The organism is Mucilaginibacter koreensis, from assembly GCF_054783355.1.
Map to the genome: position 1 here is coordinate 3,058,793 of NZ_BAAGQS010000001.1, position 19,795 is coordinate 3,078,587.

Sequence of the window (19,795 nt, forward strand, 5' to 3'; positions counted from 1 at the left end):
ATTAATAATTTAAGTGATATCTTATTGATAACTCTGCCCGGCATGAAGCATACAAATCTTTGTATAAAGGTGTAATCAAGTTTTCACGAACATCTATATACGTACTCACATCAAACTTTCGTGCATTTAGTAACTGCAAGCTTTGCCTTACTCCCACCTGCTTGGCAATTCCCGTATTGTTGAGGTAAGTTAAACCTGTTGAAAGGTTAAGCTTGCTTAAAAAGCTGTATTGGTAAGTAAGGTCACTGTTCAGCATATCGCCAATAATGTGGTAGGCTGCTAACTCCTTATTATAAAATACATTTAAGGTAAGTGCATTTTTGTTTAATAAAACACTTTGAGTATAATTAAGCAGGGCTGTACTGCTGCCGGCCTGTGAAGCATAAGTATTAGAAAAGCTTTGCATCGCCAGCGTTAAATGACTTACGCTGTAGTTTTTACCAATTTTATAATTTGCATTTCCATCAAACTGATATTTTTCAAAGCCGTACACAGGTGTATTTACATTAGCAATTCTTTTATCAGTAGCATTGTTGCTGTATCTAACTCCCACATTAAAATTTTTATTTATTGTGTATCTGCTATCCAATTGTATCTGGTAAGTTTTCCAACGATCATTCGAAGTATAACTGATAGGCTGGTTGTTAAAGTCAGAGCGGATATTCAAGACCAGTTTATTTTCGTAAAACGCTTTTTTTAAGTTACCGCCGAATTTTAACCGGGCGCCTCCAAAACCATTGTTTCCTGGGTTTTGATATCCCATGCCTGAATAGCTGATATAGGCATTGTCAGACATATTGATTTCTTGTATATCTAAATGGTGATTGAGGCCCAATGCCAATGATTGGAAAAGATCAGTGGACAAATCTGGCCTTATCCCATCCTTTCTTTGCAGGATAGCTTCGCTACCAAGTTGATATTTATTATTAAAAAGCGTATTAGATTTTGACACATCAAATGAGAAGGTTCCCGCATTATCTGTTTGGATGGATTTATTTACTGTGAAGGTGATATTATTGGAAGATATTGCAGGTACATAATATGTATTGGTATATGCCTGCCCCGTAAACGAACTGATTATAGAGATTTTTACCGGGCCATATCCAGCTTTTCTTACTACTGTACTGATGTATGTTAAGTCTCTGGGCCTATTATATACCGATGTTTGATATTCTGCATCCTTAAGCGCATTAAGATCATTTATTTTACCATATCCTAAAGTAACAGGAAAACCTACCGATTTGAAGCTAACACTGGTTCCTTTGGTAAACAAATCTGACCCTTGCGTACTGCCTGGTATTTGAGAACCAAATGCACCAAATTTGAAAGCAGACAAAGCACTAAAAACATGTTGTAATGTATTTTTAGGAGCCTTTGTATAAAAACTACTCTCCAATTCAGAAAGCGAAGCGTTAGTACCCTTTTTGTCAAGATAATTTTGTATTTGAATAAGCTTGGTTATATCACTTCCGTTTGAAGTTAACTGTTTTTGCAACTGGGTTATTGAACTAGTTAATTCTTTAATGGCAGCCAAGCTGCTCGTATCTGCTTCATACACATTAGCACTTAAACCGCGTACATTGCTTAAACCGAGCGGACTGCTAATATTTAAAGAGGATATTTGAGGATTAGAGGTTACAGTTTCGGAAAGCTGTTTGAATATTAGCTGATCTGTTTGCTGTTGATTACTTGTAAGGTTTTTAACAACCGACAAAAAATTGACTTGGGTACTAACAGGATTATAATTTTGTTCCGCTTGTAGGTTTAAAGAGTCCGTTAACCCCTTATAAAAAACCTGGCGTAACTTTGCTATTCTTTCCTGTTCAGACAGGTTTGCTAATTCTGCCAGATTGCTCTTGCTACCCAGATATTGATTGAGTGATTCGCTTTTTGCTATGCTTACAGCCCTAAGTTGCGCAATAGGCAACTGGTATTTATCAATTAAACCACTTGTAATGCTTTGTTGCAAGAATTTATCATTAAGCGCATCATGCAGTATGTTCGAGTATGGTGTAGCCTTTAAGACATTTTGTAGCCTTTCTTCTATTTGCTTCTTATTAGCCGTTAATAAATGTTGTACATTTTCAGGATTTTTTAAATAGCTTACCAGTACCTGGCTGGATGCAGATTGCACAAGGCTTTGTTGCCTGTTGTTAATTTGTTCAAGAGCCATTTTTTGCGTATAAGCAGTTAAACTTAAACCTGCAAAGGCATCTTTACTAAGATCAACATACTTTTGTAAATCACTGCTGAACGAATTTACAAACTGTTTATAATCGAAATCTATTTTGAATAGGTCACCGTAGCTGCTGTATGGCGACAACCGGTTGATGAAATTCTTACTTGTAGAGTAATTGAATTGAAGGGGTAAACCCCATACTTGTAAATTGGCACCTATATTTACAACATTTACCCATTTCCTGCCCACATCAACAGTCGGTACAATATAAGTAGGCTGATATTGTACCTTTTCTTCTAATAATATATTTGCGGAAAATGCTTGCGCCTTAAATTTTGGCACTTTACCTAACAGCGAGCTTTTAGCTTGGTTAAATTGATTAGTTATAGTTGACTTATAATTATTAAGAAGATTCTGGGGATTAAGATTATCCAATTTGTTTTGCAATTGAATTTGATTCACCATCCCGCTTAAAGATGCCGGCATTGCTGCGGTATCAATAAATACCTTCTTTGAATTGTAACCGGGCTTTAAAGTATCTGTGTTGAAACCTCCTTTATCTTGCGCTGCCAACCAGTAACTGCATGTACACAATAACCCCGTAAATAAAAAATGTTTAATGCTTTTTTTACAGCCATAGCCTGCATCAATAAGCAAATAAGGTATTTTTCTCATTTGAGAAAGAGAAGTGTTATAAGGTATGTTAGGCTAAATTCATCTGCTGCTAATTAAAGCAACATATTGCAATATTAAGTTGAAATGCCGCTGTTGGTGTTTGAGGGCTTAAGTAATCGGCGATGCCAAGATATAATTAGGATTCATTGTGTATAAGTTAAGGTTGAGTTAAAAGAAGCTCTGATCAATTAGATTCGAGTTTCTGCTTTTCAAAAATATATTTTTTTAACTATTTCAAATCATAAATTCAAAAAAAATAGATATTAAAAAAAACAATCCGATGCGGAGTAAACAATTCCGATTTCATTTCTTATAAAGTTTAAATATTTTATCATATTTTAGCCTAAATTGTCCTAAACTTTGCCATCAAAACCGATGCACTTCTTTTTAAAAAGAGCTGCTCTAGCTTCATATACATTATTTGTACGATTTATTTTTGTATTAATCATCCTACTCGGCTCCCCTTTATTGGCCTCAGCACAAAATGTTTCTAATAAAGGAAACGAGTTTTGGGCCGTCTTTCCAACTCACGAACCAGATTTCGATAAAGCGTTTAACCCGCTTTTAGCTAAAATCAGTGTATTTATAACTAGCACTCAAGCTTCATCCGGTACCATATCAGCAGGCTCTTTTTCACAAAAATTCACCGTTAACTCCAATAATGTAACTGAAATACCCATACCCTATTCTGCTTCTTATATTGATGCTTCGGATGCAGGAAAAATTTTACATAACCGGGCAATTCATATTGTAGTTGATCCAGGGCAGCCAGAAGTTGTGGTATATGCACACATTTTTGCAGGTAAACGCTCAGCTGCCAGCCTGATTCTTCCTAAAGAAGCACTGGGCCAGCAATACTTTAGCATGAATTATCCGCAATACAGTAATGAGGGTAAAAATTATATTACTGTTATAGCATCTGAACCTAATACTAAAGTTTTTTTTAAAAAAAACGGCAATGACCTTATTCCGGGCGGTGTTCTACTGCCGCAGGTAAACGATGTATATGAATATTTATCTGATGAGGATTTAACCGGTGTATCAGTTGCAGTAAATGTACAAGAATCAGGATGTAACCGCTTTGCTATGTTCTCAGGTTCAACGGGCGTAAAAATTACTGCCAACAATTGTACGCCAACTTCCCTTGATCCGCTGTTTCAGCAATGCTATCCTACAGAGGATTGGGGAACCGAATATGGCATTATTCCCTTTAGCATGATAAGCTCCGGCAAACAGGCACCTGTTAGAACAAAAGGGCAGATAGTGAGAGTGCTGGCTAAAGATGATCAAACTTTATTGACTGTAAATGGAACCCAGGTAGCCAAACTTAATGCAGGGCAATATTATACCAGCAGCCCTATTGATATAGCCAGTATCATCACAGCCAACAAGCCTGTAACTGTAGCTCAATATGCGCTTACACAAAACTGTAGCGCTTCTAACAATTCGCCGGATGCCGGATATAGTGATCCCGATATGGTATTGCTCAATCCGCTTGAATACAGAATAAGTAATACCACCGTCTACTCTTCAAACCGAGAAAATATAACCGAGCAATACATCAATGTGTTAATGAAGTCAACTGCTGTTGCCAGCTTCAGAATTAATAACATGCCTCCTGCAAAACCCTTTACTTCTGTGGCCGGAAGCTCAGGTTACTCCTACCTGCAATTAGATTTAAAGGCTTACCCTACCCATGTTTTTACCCTTACTGCAGATTCTGGTTTTAATGCAACCGCTTATGGATTTGGTGACGTAGAATCTTATGCATATTCGGCCGGCACCAACTTGGCAGCCAGCCAATCGTTAAATGTTATCAGTAATCAAACACAGCAAGTTATCGATTCTGCCTGTATTGAAGATGACTATCACTTTAAGCTCACCTTACCTTATTTATCGCCTAAAATTATATGGCAGATGGATAAGAACGAGGCGCCCATTATTCAGGAAAGTCCGCAAGCTGTTCAAACAGCTTTAAATGGCAAAACAACGTATGAATACTTACTTTCTAAAACAAAGGCTTATCAAAATGCGGGCAATCATCAAATACTGATACAAGCAAGCTATGCCGCCAATTATAATAATTGCAGCACCGGCAACCAGAAAATCACCGGATCATTCAAAGTAATTGCACCTCCCCAAGTTGCTTTTAGCAAACAGCACAATACTTGCAGCTCAACTGTAAAGTTTACCGATTTAAGTAAAGACAATATTCATCCTGTTATTGGCTGGATGTGGGATTTTGGCGATTCAAAAGCTGCTCTTGATCAGCAAACCTCTGCTTTGCAGCATCCCACCCATACGTATACTGATACTGGAGTTTATGTAGTAACGCTAACTGCAACCAGCTCAACCGGGTGCCAGTCGTTTAAGCAAGATACTGTTCAAATCCATCAACGGGTGATGCCTGATTTTACTTTTACACAACCCAACTGTGCGGAAAAAAAAATTGAGTTTTTAGATAATAGTCAAACGTATCATTATAAAGCCAGATCATGGAACTGGAACTTCGGTGATAATGATTCTGTGACTGTTTATAACAATACCCCTATTATACATATTTATAAAACACCAGGTGTTTACCAGGTAACGATGACGATGCAAAATAACTTGGGGTGTAATAGTCCGATTGTTACAAAAACACTTAATATATCGGCCAAACCCCAACCTGATTTTTCATCCTCAGCTGCTTGCTTAACAGATGCTTATACTTCATTTACCAATCTTTCAACCTCCCCTGAAGGCTCCCAATCGGCACTCTTGTATTTTTGGAACTTTGGCGATAACAAATCAACCATCAACAACCCAAACACTTCTACACTTAAAAACCCTACACATAAATATAGCGAGGCAAAATCTTTTAAAGTTACACTTACGGTAACTACACCTAACGGCTGTGACAGCACCATACAAAAAACTATTATGGTTAACGGGGTTACCCCAAAGGCTGATTTTGAGGTTTTGAATGGTAATATCATCTGTAGCGGACGCGAGGTAACATTCAAAGATTTATCCAGGGTGCTTGATGCCGGAAAAATCACAAAGCTGGAGTGGTACTTCGATGCTACCAATCACCCTGAAGAGAAAGTTGAAATAACAGAGCTTAGCAGCAACCAACTTTACTATCATACTTACCCTAAATTTTATCAATTATCGGGAAGCAAGCAAGTAACTGTTAAATTATTAGCTTATAGTGGCAACATATGTTTAGATGAAATTTCGAAAACAGTTACTTTAATGCCTGCTCCCCAAATTATTTTAAATGATATAAATAGCGTTTGTATTAATGCAGCCCCTTTTACGTTAACGGCCGGCAATGAAACCAGTGGCCTAACCGGAACAAACAGCTACACTGGAAAAGGTATAATAAAAGATAATCTTTTTTCTCCTAATGCTGCAGGCTTGGGAAAGCATGAAATTACTTATCATTTTATTACAGCAAATGGCTGCACAGATTCAGCGATGCGATATATTACCGTTGTAGCTCCTCCGCAACTGTCATTCTCTAAAAATTCAATCACCATTAGGAGAGGGACAGGTATACACTTACAACCCCAATATTCGGGTTCAAAACTAAATTTTCAATGGTTACCTCAGTTGGGGCTGGATAGAAGTGATATTGAAACCCCTTTAGCCTCTCCAACAACAACTACAACTTATACATTGATTGCCTCAAATGGTACTTGTAACGAAAATGCAAGTATAACGGTGCATGTACTTCAACCTGTTTTGATTTACAATACATTTACCCCAAATGGCGACGGACTCAATGATTTGTGGAATATTGAGCATATTGAAGATTACCCTGAAGCACATATTCAAATTTTCAACCGTTGGGGAGTTTTATTATTTCAATCTATTGGATATTCACATCCATGGGATGGCAAATACAAAGGCGCAGATGTACCTGCAGGTACATATTATTACTTAATCCAGTTACAGCATGAAGAGAAGCCTTTATCTGGTTACATTACGTTGATTAGATAAGATCTGCAATCTACCTAAATAAATCAAAATGTGTTCGCAATTACGCTCGCATGATAAAACAAAAAACCCTTGCAAGTTACTCACTTACAAGGGTTTAAAATAGACTCAGTAGCCCGTAGGGGAATCGAACCCCTGTTTCAAGAATGAAAATCTTGCGTCCTAACCCCTAGACGAACGGGCCATGCCTGGCTAACAAAATTAAAGATGCAAAGCTAACCTTTTGTTTTTTGTTTAACAGCGTGCAAATATACTAATTATCCGGATTGAGTGCAAACGATGTCGTAAATTTTCTTCAAGCGAATATTTTATTTCATTACTTTTAAAGTATTCCTGTAAACAAATCCCGAAGTGCTGCCCATGAAAAAAATAGCTTATTACTGTACGCTGTTCATCTTAAGCATTACTACTGCGCTTACCAGTAACGCTGCAATTATAGAAATGAAGGCACCGAAACCGCGTTTTAGGGTGCTGGCCTTATACGAAAACGGCGGCCATCATGTGGCTTACTCCCGGGCAGCCCGCATTTGGCTCAACCGCCTGGCGGCCGACAGCAACTTTACAATAGATTACATCCAGCGGCCCAACCAGCTTACCGATTCCATTCTTAACCAATACCAGCTCTTTATTCAACTGGATTACCCGCCATATGGCTGGGGTAAAACGGCCGAACTGGCTTTTCAGCACTACATGGAACAGGGTGATGGCGGATGGATTGGTTTCCACCATGCCAGTTTATTGGGCGAGTTTGATGGCTTTGCCTTGTGGCCCTGGTTTTACCGGTTTATGGGCAGCATTCGTTTCAAAAATTATATTGCCGATTTTGCTTCGGCTAAGGTAATAGTTGAAAACAGCAGCCACCCAGTGATGAAGGGCGTACCTGCTTCGTTTATTATCCAACAGGATGAATGGTATACTTACGATGCCAACCCGCGGCCAAATGCACAGGTGTTGGCGCATGTAGATGAAAGTACCTACCAGCCCGATTCGGATATTAAAATGGGTGATCATCCGGTGATTTGGAGCAACCCTCAAATGAAATCCCGTAATGTATATATTTTTATGGGGCATTCTCCTGCTTTATTCCAAAACACGGCCTACACCACTTTATTTCGTAACGCTATATTTTGGGCAGCGTATCACCATTAATTTTTCCCTCCAATGAAACCCTTACTACTCTTTTATGCGCTGTTTATCATGTGCAAACTGGCTATGGCGCAACCCGATAGCATTGTCATTCACCTCAATCAGGTTGCTTTTGAAGCGCAGGGCCCCAAAATAGCAGTTATTAGCACCAATAGCCCACTACAGGCAGGTATCGCCTTCATAGTAAAGTCAGATGATCCGCGCCATCAAATAATCTATACTGGTTCGCTTACCGGCCCGCAACAAATTACCGACTGGGCACCCGGCAAATTTTATTACCAGGCCAACTTTTCTCCGGTTACCAATCCGGGTAAATATGTGGTCACTTTGGTTCAAAACAACGTGGCCGTCAAGTCATCCGCTGCTTTTCAGATTGACAACAATGCCTTAGCTAAGCTTACCCTCCCTTCTATCATTCATTATTACCATAACCAGCGGGCTAATACGCCGCAAGAACTGGAGGCCGACCGCCACCTGCTGCTGTACGGCAGCAACCAGCGGGTTGATTTGCACGGCGGCTGGTGCGATGCTTCGGGCGATGTAAGTAAATATTTTTCGCATTTAGCATATGCCAACTTTGTATCGCCGCAGCAAATACCATTGGTCACCTGGACAATGCTGAATGCCGCTGAATCCATGCCTAAAATGCTTACCGAAACGGGTGTGAAAGATTCAATAGACAACGAGGCACTATATGGAGCCGACTACCTGCTGCGCTCGCTCTCCAAAGAGGACTATTTTTACATGATCGTGTTCAGCTATTTTAAAAAAGACCCCGAAGCCCGCCGCATAGTGGGGCTGCTGGCCGATAGTAAAACTACCAACCAGTACCAAGCGGCTTTTCGCGAAGGGGGCGGCATGGCCATTGCCGCGCTGGCCCGCGCCGCCCGCTGGCCGCAGCATGGCGAGTATACACAAGCTCAGTACCTGACCGGCGCTAAACGCGCTTTTGCCCATCTGTTGGTGCATAATAAAGAATACGATGATGACGGCAGAGAAAACATTATTGACGATTACTGCGCCCTGATGGCTGCCACCGAATTATGGAACACCACCCACGAGGCGCAATACCAGCAGCAAGCCCGCAAACGTGCCGCTAATTTAACCCGCCGACTGGTACCGCAAGGCTATTTTGTGGCCGATGATGGCAGCCGCCCCTTCTGGCATGCAGCCGATGCAGGCATGCCTGTTGTGGCGTTATGCCGATACCTGGAATTAGAGAAAGACACCCGCTATAGAAACTCCGCTTTAGCCACCATTAAAAAGGCAATTGATTATAACCTGCGCGTTACACAGGAAGTAAGCAACCCTTTTATGTATGCCCGGCAAACCTTCAGGTACCACAACCAGATACAAAACGGCTTTTTCATTCCGCACGAGAATGAGACCGGCTGGTGGTGGCAGGGTGAGGATGCCCGCCTGGCCTCACTGGCGGCGGCAGCCATTACAGGCGGCAGGTTGGTGTACCCCGATGCCCGGCAGCCCTGGGGTGTACGGCCTGATATAGCCGCTTACGCCGCCCGGCAGCTGGATTGGATATTGGGCAGTAACCCGTATGATATGTGCATGCTGTATGGCTTCGGGCAAAAGAATGTGCCTTACATGAGTTCCAATTATGGCCACGGCTCGCAGCGGGGCGGTATTAGCAACGGCATTACCGGCGGCGATGGCCACCCCGACGGCAGCGGCATTGCCTTTAAAACCGAAGCCGCCGGCAACGAATGGCGCTGGACGGAACAATGGCTCCCCCACGCTGCCTGGTTTTTACAGGCGGTGGCCGTAATGGCAAAGGAAAGGTAATGTGAATTTGGTACAATTTGCAAGCGCTTAGCAGTGCAATGGCGGCGGGTGTTCACGTTCACGTGTCGTGAACACTTGTGAACACTGACATATTTATGCTACTGCATTAATAGTTAACCTACTTTCGACACAATAGCTATAAATCTTTGATTTTAAGCCTATTGTCAAAACATTTCTTTGAAGCACAAAGTGTTCATGGCAAAACCGTGAACAGGCGTGAACACCCGTGAACGTTCATGAACACCTCCGTGAACGCTGTGTGAACAGGCCATTATATGCCTGTGGTTGGTATGAGTACCAACCGCTACTTGCACTGCGCGTACCCAAACGCTGTTTCCGGCTATGCTACGTTGCAACCTATCATTGATGCGCCCCGTCGCTTGAGCCTATGCTCATATGGTGGTTGGTGATAACACCAACCGCAGGCAGGAAATATTGATATTACCAGCAAGCTGAAACCTTGTTGTATGGTTGCTCTAAGTTACCCCGCTCTTCGAAGTTTCCAACTTCGAAGCAATATGCCAGTAGATTTCATCTACCCGAAAACCACTGACATATTTATACCACTGCTGCAGGTGTTTTGCAATGCTCTACTTCAGCATTCGTAGCATGCAGTACCTCTCCTACTGCCTTACACCGCCATCTTCTTCCGCAGCCATTTCCGTACCGGCTCATCGTACCATTTCAGGCAGGCGTAGGCCAGCAGTACGGCCACCACAAAAGTGAGCACACCATAGGGCAGGTATTGCTGCCAGTGCAGGTTCGGGTGGTTGCTTACCCAGGCGGTATATACATAAATAAAGCTGTAATGGGTAATGTATATGGGGTAAGAAATATCACCCAAAAAGCGACACACTTTGGTAGCTGCCTTGCCCTTAACCTGTCCGCTGGCACCCAGATACACAATCAGCGGGAACACCAGGATAATGGTTAATGCCTCGTACAGCCCATTAGCCCATAAGTGTTCAGCCCCGCCAATGCGTGGCATGGCCAGTGCGACCAGCAGCAACAAACTGCACCAGGCAAAGGCATTAGGTATAGCTGTTAATTTTACCGTGCGCGAAAGCAGCAAGCCTGCAAAAAACGGGAACATTAGCCGGGTTAAACCGGTGCGTATACCCTCGGCATCCAACGACCATCCGCCCACTACATCGCCGGTTGGCGCAGTTACGGTATAGTGAATGAGCGCCGCACCAGAAATGAGTACCAAAACTGACAGTGCCGTTTTCGAGAACCGGCGTACCACCAGCGCATACAGTATATTGGCCACATACTCGTAAAACAACGACCATCCCGGTCCATCCAGCGGGTGCATCTCGTGCCAGCCCCTGATATCGGCCGATACCGGCAAGGGGAACAGGGTAAAGCCTACCAGCATCACCAGCAGCAGTTGCCACACCGGCACCTGCAGTATACCCGGAAAGGCCACCGAGCCTTGAAAGTAAAACAGGGCCGCCCCTACCAGCATCCCCATCACTACCATGGGCTGCAGCCGGGCAAGCCGCCGCTTAAAAAAGCCGCCAACGGTCAGCTGGTTCCAGCGATCGTCATACGCATAGCCGATCACAAAACCCGAGAGCAGGAAAAAGAAATCAACCGCCAGGTAGCCGTGATTAATCATCAAATCGAGGTGACTGGTGGAATGGGTTTCCAAAATGTGAAAGATGACTACTGTAAGGGCAGCCACACCGCGCAGGCCATCCAGTATCATGTAATGCGGCTTGGTAGCCGGCTGGTTGTTCAAAGAAGAAATCATTATTCAGGTTAAAGCAGGTTGAAACCGGTGAGCAGCACGATTTAATAATCGTTTATACCCATGTTATTGTGCTAAGATAATTATAACTGTTGCAATTAAATAAGAGCAGGATATTAAAATGCATTCTTGTAAGCAACATCAGTGTTTTTCAGCCATATTCTTGCTGGTGCAAAAAACAAAAGTCCTGCTTTGTAGCTTTCTAATAGCGTTACTATCGCCTTCCATTATGATTGCTTCTACCCTGGCTCCGCCGCTTTTGCGGGAGGAAACGTTTTTACATATTGCCCGCCTTTCGGCTGCTACTGACGAAGCCGGCACCTTCCCCGAACAAGAGTTTGAATTGCTGCACGATGCCGGTTTGTTACAAGTGGTACTGCCCGGCCACCCGCTCGATTTTCATCAGCCGCACACTGCTGCGCTGCTTCAGCTACTCAAAGAAGCAGGAAAAGCAAGCCTGCCGGTAGGCCGTATTTATGAGGGTCACATCAACGCCCTATACTTAATTCATTTGTTTGCCTCTGCCGAGCAGCAGGAAAGCTGGTATGCCGATGCCAACCTGCATCAAAAACTCTTCGGCGTATGGAACACCCAGGCAGCAGGCGGTATACGCATCCATGATCTGGGCAATGGCCGTTACCAGTTGGAAGGGGCTAAAACCTTTTGTTCGGGGGCGGAGCATATCCAACGCCCGCTCATTACCGGCGAATGGGTATCGCCCACTAAAAAAGGCTGGCAAATGTGCATCATTCCTACCGAAAGGGTGCAAGCCATTAAGGCCGACGCTTCCTTTTGGAAACCGCTGGGCATGCGTTCATCCGTAAGTTACCGGATGGATTTTAGCGGCATCATCCTCACCGAGGATGACCTCTTGGGGCCACCCGATGCTTATTACCAGCAACCCTATTTTGGCGGCGGCGCTATCCGCTTCGCGGCTGTGCAATTGGGCGCTGCCGAAGCCATACTGCAGGAAACCCACCGCTTTTTACAAGGCATGGGGCGTACCGATGATGCTTTTCAGCGCACCCGGATGGCCGAACTGGCCTATCTTACTGAAACCGGTAACCTATGGCTTAACCAGGCCGGGCAAAAAACCGACGAATGGCTGACCCAACCCGAAACCAACGACAAAATACTGGCCTACGCCAACATGACCCGTACCGTAATTGAAGATCTTTGCCTGCGCGCCATGCAGTTAGCCGAGCGTTCGGTAGGTTCACGCGGATTAATGAAACCTGATGCCCTGGAGCGCATCCACCGCGATTTAACCACTTACCTGCGCCAGCCTGCACCCGATGCAGCTAAGGCAGCCATAGGTGAATATGTATTAACCCAGCCACAAACCAATCAATTGTGGGCATGAGCGGGCTGTGGTATGAAGAGGCGCAATTGCTAAACGCCGAAAATTTAATGCAGTTGGGCACAACCCTGATTGTAGCACCGCACCAGGATGATGAATCACTGGGCTGCGGTGGACTGATTGCCCTGCTCCGCGAACTGTATATACCCGTACATGTGGTGTTTACTACCGATGGCAGCCTGTCCCACCCTAATTCTAAAACCTACCCGGCTTATGAATTAATGCAATTGCGGGAAAAGGAAGCGATCGCTGCATTAAAAATTTTAGGTGTAGATGAGCTGCAAGTCACGTTTTTACGCCTGCAAGACGGCAGTTTACCTGCTACAGATCAACCAGGGTTTATTCAGGCGGCAAATGCAGTACAGCAAGTGCTGCTGAGCGTGCAACCGCACACCATTGTTACGCCCTGGCAGCGCGACCCACATCCCGACCACCGGGCTACCTGGCAAATGGTAAACCATGCCATTGGGCAAACCGGCGCTATTTATCGCCGGCTGGAATATCTGGTTTGGCTGTGGGAACGCGCTGCTGATGATGATTTGCCAAAACCCGGCGAGACGAAAGTATGGAAGGCTGACATTACACCGGTCAACCAGCGCAAGCAGGAAGCCATCAGGGCGCATCTGTCGCAAACTACCCGGATGATTGACGATGATCCGGAAGGGTTCATATTATCACCAGAAGTGCTGGCACACTTTAATACTGGCCAGGAAATATTTGTAGAACGCACTGAACATTAAGTTAACCAGAACAAATGCCACAAGCTGACCAATCATTACCGGAAAATTATTTTAACGAAGTATATCATGCCCACGATGATCCCTGGAATTTTGAAACCAGTGATTATGAGCGCGAAAAGTATACCGCTACAGTAAATGCCTTACCCAGGGAAAAATATGAAAATGCCTTTGAGATAGGTTGTTCTATTGGGGTATTGAGCCGTATGCTGGCTGATAAATGCGAGAAACTGCTATCGGTTGATGTGGCCGAAGCGCCGCTGGTAAAAGCCAGGCAGCGCCTGCAGGATAAACCGCAGGTAACCTTGCAAAAAATGACGGTGCCTAACGAGTTTCCGGAGCAGGAGTTTGATTTGGTGATGATGTCTGAAGTGGGCTATTACCTGTCTATGCCTGATTTGGAGCGCCTGCAGCAGCAAATCATCAGCCACCTGAAACCGGGCGGACAATTGATGCTGGTACACTGGACACCCTACGTGCATGACTACCCGCTCACGGGTGACGAGGTGCATGAATCTTTTTTAAAATTGACCGGAGCCGGCCAGCCCTTTAAGCTGCTGCTTCAGCGCCGTGAACCCAATTACCGTATGGAACTGCTGGAGCGCCAGTAATCGTTTTACTTGCTATCAGGGTTCTTAATTGTGTAATGGCGGTTTCAATAAGCTGCCCGTAATTGTACTGCTTGCTGTAATGTTGTTGCAGCGCCTGCTCTACTTTATGCCACAACTGCCCAAAATACCGGGCATTCATCATTTCATGCAGTAAAGCCTTTTTTGTCCACAAGGTTTTTTGTGCTATGATATTTATAGGTTGCTTGTCTGCTGCCCCCTGTTGCTGCACCTGCAGCCAGCAGCGGCGCAGGCTGCTTTTAACATTTAACAAAAGCAACGAGTATTCAACCGGCTCTACCGTTTGCTGTATGTTGGCATCCTGCTCGCTGGTCCATTTACGTAATTGCTCTGAAAGGCCGATGCTTACCCGCCCATCTAACCGGGCCGAAGTATAGGCTTTAACTTTAAAACTTTTGCGTATACGGGCATCCTGCTGCTGCAATGCCTGATGAAAAGCCATATCCTCCAAACAAGATACCTGCGGCAGGCGGCCTGCCTGCTCATACATAGCGCAGGTAACCGCAAGGCTGGCCCCGAAATATTGAAAATGGCGTGGCATAGGGTCATGAGACAGGGGATCAATCAGTGCTTCGGCTTGGGCCAGCAGGCAACGGTAGGTAACATCGCGCAGGTGACTGCGCCGTGCTGCACCTACGTGGTTTTGTGTGAGTATCCGTCCGCCTACAGCATCGCTGCCCTGGGCAATTTCTTCCATAATATGGTATATCCACTGGCTATCTACCAGCGTATCGCCATCGGTTGAAGCAATGATGCCGTTCTTGTTTCCGGCCCGGTGCAGGCGGCTGTAGGCTTCATCCATCAGCATACGGCGCACGGTGCCAATATTGGCTAAGGGTTGGGGTAACTGTATGTGGTCGATGTGCAATTGAAATTCAGGATACGCCTGCTGATAGCGCTTGGCTATTTCGTAAGAGTGATCAGTGCAGTTATTAATCAGCACCAGTACCTCATAAGTATAGGGCCTCACTGGATGCTTATGCTCATCCGTTTGCAGGCGCAAGGCTTCTAAAGTTTCCCAAAGGCTTTCTGCCTCATTACGTACCGGCACAATAGTGCATACTTGTAAATTTGATTGCGGTAAAGGCGCAGAAGCAAAAATTACCGGCAACATCAAGTCTTTGGGTACAATCCTATGCATAAGTGTGTTAAAATAGCGTATCAGCAAAAATGCTATCTTAATAACGCACAAAGGCTTACCCGGTTTGAGCAGTTAATATTAATAACGAATCTCGGCAGCAAGCATCTTAAATAGAAGAAGTGCAATTTATGCGATATAAATCGCACTTTTTGATAACGCTATGGGGCTAAGCATGAAAATTTAAGCATAGGTCAGCTATAAAATCCAAGTACATAAACCAATCCATCCATATTTGGCAAGCAGGATGTTTAACAGGAAAAGGCCAAACAGTGTTACAATCAGATAAATTCTGAGGTATAGATTTTTTACCGTATACTGGAACTTTGCCAACCAAAAAATAGCAAGAACAGCTAATACAGGGCTCAAACTAAAGCTTATGGCTATAGATATTGAACGCAATGTAACGGTGCTGAACTGATACAACAAGTAATTGTTCTGATTGACCTCATTAAAGCACCAACCGCCCCACAGCAAACATAAAGTACTTAGCATAGGAAGTACAAACACCCATACTTTCTCTTTACTATACTTCCTAAGCACTCCTTTTCCGAGCGCATATAAACCAACAAAGACGGATACGATAGCTAATATTATCGAAATTAAGATGGTTAGTATCTTGGCAAAAGCGACAAAAGCTGGTACTTCTTCACAGTAATGCTTGTTGATGATTAACACTCTTTTACCCTCCTGATTTTTAGTAAATGCAATTGTTGGTTGGGTTGATCCAAGTTGTACGAACAATCTTGACGAAGCTTGCATTATCAACTTCTCTTTACCTAAAATATTGAAATACAAATGCCTTTGATGCCTTTTAATGTGCACCACCATAAATAAATCCAAGAATGATAATGGTTTGAACCGGGAATCTTTGGCTTGATAATATCCTTCGTATGATTCCATGTCCTTTACTTCAACCGGCATTGTTTTCAACGCCTTAGCAGGCATCCTGACTGGTAAATAACTGGTTAATAAATCTTCAATCCTACTAATTCCTCCTCCATTAGAAGCAATGACAAAACCTATACCCAAAGCACGATTATAACGGTAACAAGATCTGAACGTACCCAACATTCCATCATGGCCACGAAATAAACCAAAGTCTTCATTCCCTAAGGCATAACCGCTTTTTAAACCAGCTCTGGCAGCCAACGCAACTTCAGGCGTCTCCATACGTGTTATACTGGATGAAGTAAGTAGCGGATCGCCGCTTTTTAAACAAAACCGAACGAACTTCAACATATCTGCCGAGTTTGACCATAAAGAACCCGCAGCGCCCATTAACAACGTAACTGATGGAACTGCCTGAATACTGCCAGAGGATAAAAGTTGATACTCCTTAGCATCATACCGGGTCATTGAATATAAGTTAAAATTAGAATGCGTCATTCCGAGCGGGCGCAGTACGCGCTGGGTCAGAAAACGATCATATTCCTGTCCGGTCAGCTTTGCGATGATATAACCCAGAATAACATAGTTTACATTACAATAGGTGTAACGCTCACCAGGCCGCCACCTCGAAACCATAGAGGATGCTTGCCGCATCATCATTTCTTTTGCAGTGTATGCCCGGCGCTCTAAACTATACATGTTACCCAGCTTAAAATCATCGAAGCCAGTGGTTTGCTCCAATAAATCCTGCATCCGGATTGGATTGGTTATCTCCCAAGGATTTTGGAAAGGCACTTCCGGGGCAAGTTGTTTCAATCGGTCGTTTAACCTTAATCATCCCTGTTCAACAAGCTCAAGTATGGCAACGGCAATCAATGATTTAGTGATAGATCCCATCCGGAATAGCGTAGCTTGATCAACCAGTCGCTTTTTTATTACATCAGCATAGCCGAAAGTACCGGAATACAGGTCAGCATTCTTTGTTGTTATCCCTACCATTAAGCCAGGAATATGATATTGCTTCACTAAGGCAGTAATAGAATCTGTTAACTGATGGAGGTTAGCAATTTTCTTAGGTGGTTGTGCAACACAATTGAAGTAACCTAATATTGCAATCAGAAAAATTAAAAGACGTTTTTGGAAATGATTCATGCTTAAAATTCAAACAATTCAGGCAGGCGTACTAAACATGAGGCCATACGCTGGTTCTTGCAATACAGACAGGTTAACTTGTTATACCAATACTTTAGTCATCCTTTTAAAGCTGTTTGAATAGTTATCGGCATTGTTCGTACAAGTAAATTACCACTTGGTGATATAAATTAAGATATTCGGATTGTGGATGGTATAAAAGTTATATCCAGGTTGTTTTTTGTAAAAGGTGGCTGGCTGCATTTTTGGTTTCTTATCGGTTTATTTTTGATAACTGCAGCCATCACCTTACAAAGCAGGCATTACCGAACTGTTTCACCAAGAGCGGGGCTCGTTTACGTGCTGCTTATCAGTTCCATTTACACAGGCCGCTGGCTTGTTCAGCAATTTATTATTATAAGCCGATGGTGGCTATTCGTTCTTTTCGGTGTGTTAGCAATATGCTTGCTATCTGGCATTGGCATTGCTGGAATGTATTATTTGCTGGGATACCATGATGGAGCCAATATTTCATCCCTTGTGGTTATAACACCGTTACTGGTTATTGTAAGCATACTCATAGGAAGTTTAATTTCTATCTTACGTATTTTGGTCAGGCAACAACTCAGTGAAGCACAGGCACTGGAATACCAGAAAAATGCAGAAATCAAACAACTTACAGAGAAATTAAGCCCTCATTTTTTATTTAATATACTTAACACGCTCTACGGCTTATCTATTAACGCACCGCAGCAAGTGCCTGATTTGCTACTTCAATTATCAGGCCTGCTCCAGTATAATGTGTATAGCAGTAATTTAACGCTGGTATTGTTAGATGAAGAAATCGCTTATCTATCAAATTATATCGCCTTACAACGTGTACGGATGATGGACAGATTGAAACTGGAAATTAAAATTTCCAATTCAGGCAGCCATATCAGAATAGCGCCATTGTTGCTGAATTACGTTTATCGAAAATGCTTTTAAACACGCCAGAAATAGCCTGTCTGAAACAGTGGAGATAACTATTAAACTTTGGACAACTCCAGAGAACATCTATTTTACTGTATGCAATAGTTTAGCAAATTGCCTGGAACACAGTACTGATACAGCAAATCAATCTGGGTTTGGTTTACCTGCTACCATTCAGCGGTTGGACTTACTCTATCCCAAGGCATACTCCCTAAAATATGGTGAGAGGAATAAAAACTTTGAAGTGGAATTAATATTGGAAAATCGTTTTGAATAAGCTAACCTGTATTATTGTAGATGACGAACCTGTGGCAAGGGATCTATTGGTGACTTATTGCAGCTATTTATCCAACCTGGAAATTATTGCCGTTTGTGGCAATGCGCTTTCGGCCAGGGAAGTAATGGCTAATAAAAAAGTTGATCTGCTTTTTTTGGATATTGATATGCCGGTGCTGGACGGCATTAGTTTGCTAAAAACGTTAAACTATATGCCACAGGTAATTTTTACTACAGCTTATACAGAACATGCAGTGACTGCCTTTGAAATGGCTGCATGCGATTACTTAGTGAAGCCATTCCCATTGGAAAGGTTCATTAAGGCGGTTGATAAAGCTAACATGCACACGGCTGTATCATTAATTCCAACGCAAGTAAACCCATCTCATATCCTTATTAAAGCTGAGAACAAGCTCTATCAGCTTCGGAGTGATGAAATACTTTTTGCAGAGGCGAGTGGTAATTACTCTAAGATTGTGCTTTTTAAGGAAACGATAAAGCCTAATATCAGCTTTACCGCCTTGGAAGAACAACTTTCCAAAAAGCATTTTTTAAGAGTACACCGTTCCTTCATTATCAACCAGGAAAAGGTAGATTACATAGAAGGTAACCGAATCTTTATTGGAACGTTTGAGATACTAATTGGCAATAGTTATAAAGAAAAAGTGGCGATAGCCTTTAGCCAAAATAGTGATAGAACTATATTTTATACCTTACCGTAGATCATCTAAATATAACAACCAGAAAAGATACTATAGTGGCTAAAGTGCTCCTTTCCGTTACTGTTTTAACGGTTCCTATAGAAGCCCAATTTTGCCGTAAATGAATAATGAAACTTCGTCAAAAATCTCAAAAGGTTGTTTCATATAGTTGTATTGAGCACCGATGTGCCCCCTTATAACTTTCACCCTATAGCGACTCCTTAAACGCAAAAAGCGCAATTCCTATGAGAAGAATTGCGCTTTTTAGTAGCCCGTAGGGGAATCGAACCCCTGTTTCAAGAATGAAAATCTTGCGTCCTAACCCCTAGACGAACGGGCCCTTCACCATGTACAATCAGCAACAGATATGCCTTTTGCTTCGGGACTGCAAAAATAGAACTTTCTTTAAACCTGCAAAAATTT

General features: G+C 43.1%; 11 protein-coding genes, 2 tRNA genes and 1 pseudogene. 8 read left to right on the plus strand and 6 right to left on the minus strand.

All coding sequences use genetic code 11. The features are described from left to right. Nucleotide 1 precedes the first annotated feature (1 nt). Nucleotides 2-2,854 carry a hypothetical protein gene (locus tag ACYVNW_RS13705; RefSeq protein WP_460680440.1) on the minus strand — a complete coding sequence of 951 codons (2,853 nt, stop codon included), beginning with the start codon at nucleotides 2,852-2,854 and terminating at the stop codon, nucleotides 2-4. A 468-nt stretch (nucleotides 2,855-3,322) separates the two neighbouring features. On the opposite strand from ACYVNW_RS13705, the gene ACYVNW_RS13710 reads away from it, so the two are divergent. Next, nucleotides 3,323-6,841, plus strand: a complete 3,519-nt coding sequence (locus tag ACYVNW_RS13710; protein WP_460680441.1) for a PKD domain-containing protein — start codon at nucleotides 3,323-3,325, stop codon at nucleotides 6,839-6,841. A 109-nt stretch (nucleotides 6,842-6,950) separates the two neighbouring features. On the opposite strand, the gene ACYVNW_RS13715 is transcribed toward ACYVNW_RS13710, so the two are convergent. Then, nucleotides 6,951-7,022: transfer RNA gene (locus ACYVNW_RS13715), tRNA-Glu, on the minus strand. Between the two features lie 176 nt (nucleotides 7,023-7,198). Here ACYVNW_RS13715 and ACYVNW_RS13720 point away from each other — a divergent pair. Continuing rightward, nucleotides 7,199-7,987 (plus strand): ThuA domain-containing protein, encoded by a 789-nt coding sequence (locus ACYVNW_RS13720; protein WP_460680442.1) that lies wholly within the window; start codon nucleotides 7,199-7,201, stop codon nucleotides 7,985-7,987. 12 nt (nucleotides 7,988-7,999) lie between these two features. Further along, nucleotides 8,000-9,784 carry a glycoside hydrolase family 9 protein gene (locus tag ACYVNW_RS13725; RefSeq protein WP_460680443.1) on the plus strand — a complete coding sequence of 595 codons (1,785 nt, stop codon included), beginning with the start codon at nucleotides 8,000-8,002 and terminating at the stop codon, nucleotides 9,782-9,784. Nucleotides 9,785-10,415: 631 nt separating this feature from the next. Here the strand turns inward: ACYVNW_RS13725 and ACYVNW_RS13730 are convergent. Beyond that, on the minus strand, nucleotides 10,416-11,540 hold the full coding sequence (locus ACYVNW_RS13730) for an acyltransferase family protein (RefSeq protein ID WP_460680444.1): 1,125 nt from the start codon (nucleotides 11,538-11,540) through the stop codon (nucleotides 10,416-10,418). Nucleotides 11,541-11,766: 226 nt separating this feature from the next. Between ACYVNW_RS13730 and ACYVNW_RS13735 the strand changes: the two genes are divergently transcribed. The 3 genes from ACYVNW_RS13735 to ACYVNW_RS13745 are packed head-to-tail and all read left to right on the plus strand — an operon-like array spanning nucleotide 11,767 to nucleotide 14,245. Then, a complete protein-coding gene (locus ACYVNW_RS13735; protein WP_460680445.1) occupies nucleotides 11,767-12,900 on the plus strand; it encodes an acyl-CoA dehydrogenase family protein in 1,134 nt (377 codons plus the stop codon). Next, complete coding sequence (locus ACYVNW_RS13740; RefSeq protein ID WP_460680446.1) at nucleotides 12,897-13,637, plus strand: PIG-L deacetylase family protein; 741 nt, start codon at nucleotides 12,897-12,899, stop codon at nucleotides 13,635-13,637. The genes ACYVNW_RS13735 and ACYVNW_RS13740 overlap by 4 nt, the downstream gene beginning before the upstream one ends. 14 nt (nucleotides 13,638-13,651) lie before the next feature. Further along, nucleotides 13,652-14,245, plus strand: coding sequence for a class I SAM-dependent DNA methyltransferase (locus ACYVNW_RS13745; protein ID WP_460680447.1), 594 nt, complete (start codon nucleotides 13,652-13,654; stop codon nucleotides 14,243-14,245). Here the strand turns inward: ACYVNW_RS13745 and ACYVNW_RS13750 are convergent. Both ACYVNW_RS13750 and ACYVNW_RS13755 read right to left on the minus strand, forming a co-directional pair. After that, on the minus strand, nucleotides 14,184-15,404 hold the full coding sequence (locus ACYVNW_RS13750) for a glycosyltransferase family 2 protein (protein WP_460680448.1): 1,221 nt from the start codon (nucleotides 15,402-15,404) through the stop codon (nucleotides 14,184-14,186). The two genes, ACYVNW_RS13745 and ACYVNW_RS13750, sit on opposite strands and share 62 nt — an antisense overlap. 195 nt (nucleotides 15,405-15,599) lie before the next feature. Beyond that, nucleotides 15,600-17,444: pseudogene (locus ACYVNW_RS13755) on the minus strand (serine hydrolase domain-containing protein). A gap of 213 nt (nucleotides 17,445-17,657) precedes the next feature. Here ACYVNW_RS13755 and ACYVNW_RS13760 point away from each other — a divergent pair. Together ACYVNW_RS13760 and ACYVNW_RS13765 are read left to right on the plus strand one after the other, a co-directional pair. Further along, entirely contained in the window at nucleotides 17,658-18,410 is a 753-nt protein-coding gene (locus tag ACYVNW_RS13760) for a histidine kinase (RefSeq protein ID WP_460680449.1), read from the plus strand. Between the two features lie 254 nt (nucleotides 18,411-18,664). Then, entirely contained in the window at nucleotides 18,665-19,393 is a 729-nt protein-coding gene (locus ACYVNW_RS13765) for a LytR/AlgR family response regulator transcription factor (protein WP_460680450.1), read from the plus strand. A 247-nt stretch (nucleotides 19,394-19,640) separates the two neighbouring features. Here the strand turns inward: ACYVNW_RS13765 and ACYVNW_RS13770 are convergent. Continuing rightward, nucleotides 19,641-19,712: transfer RNA gene (locus tag ACYVNW_RS13770), tRNA-Glu, on the minus strand. Nucleotides 19,713-19,795 lie beyond the last annotated feature (83 nt).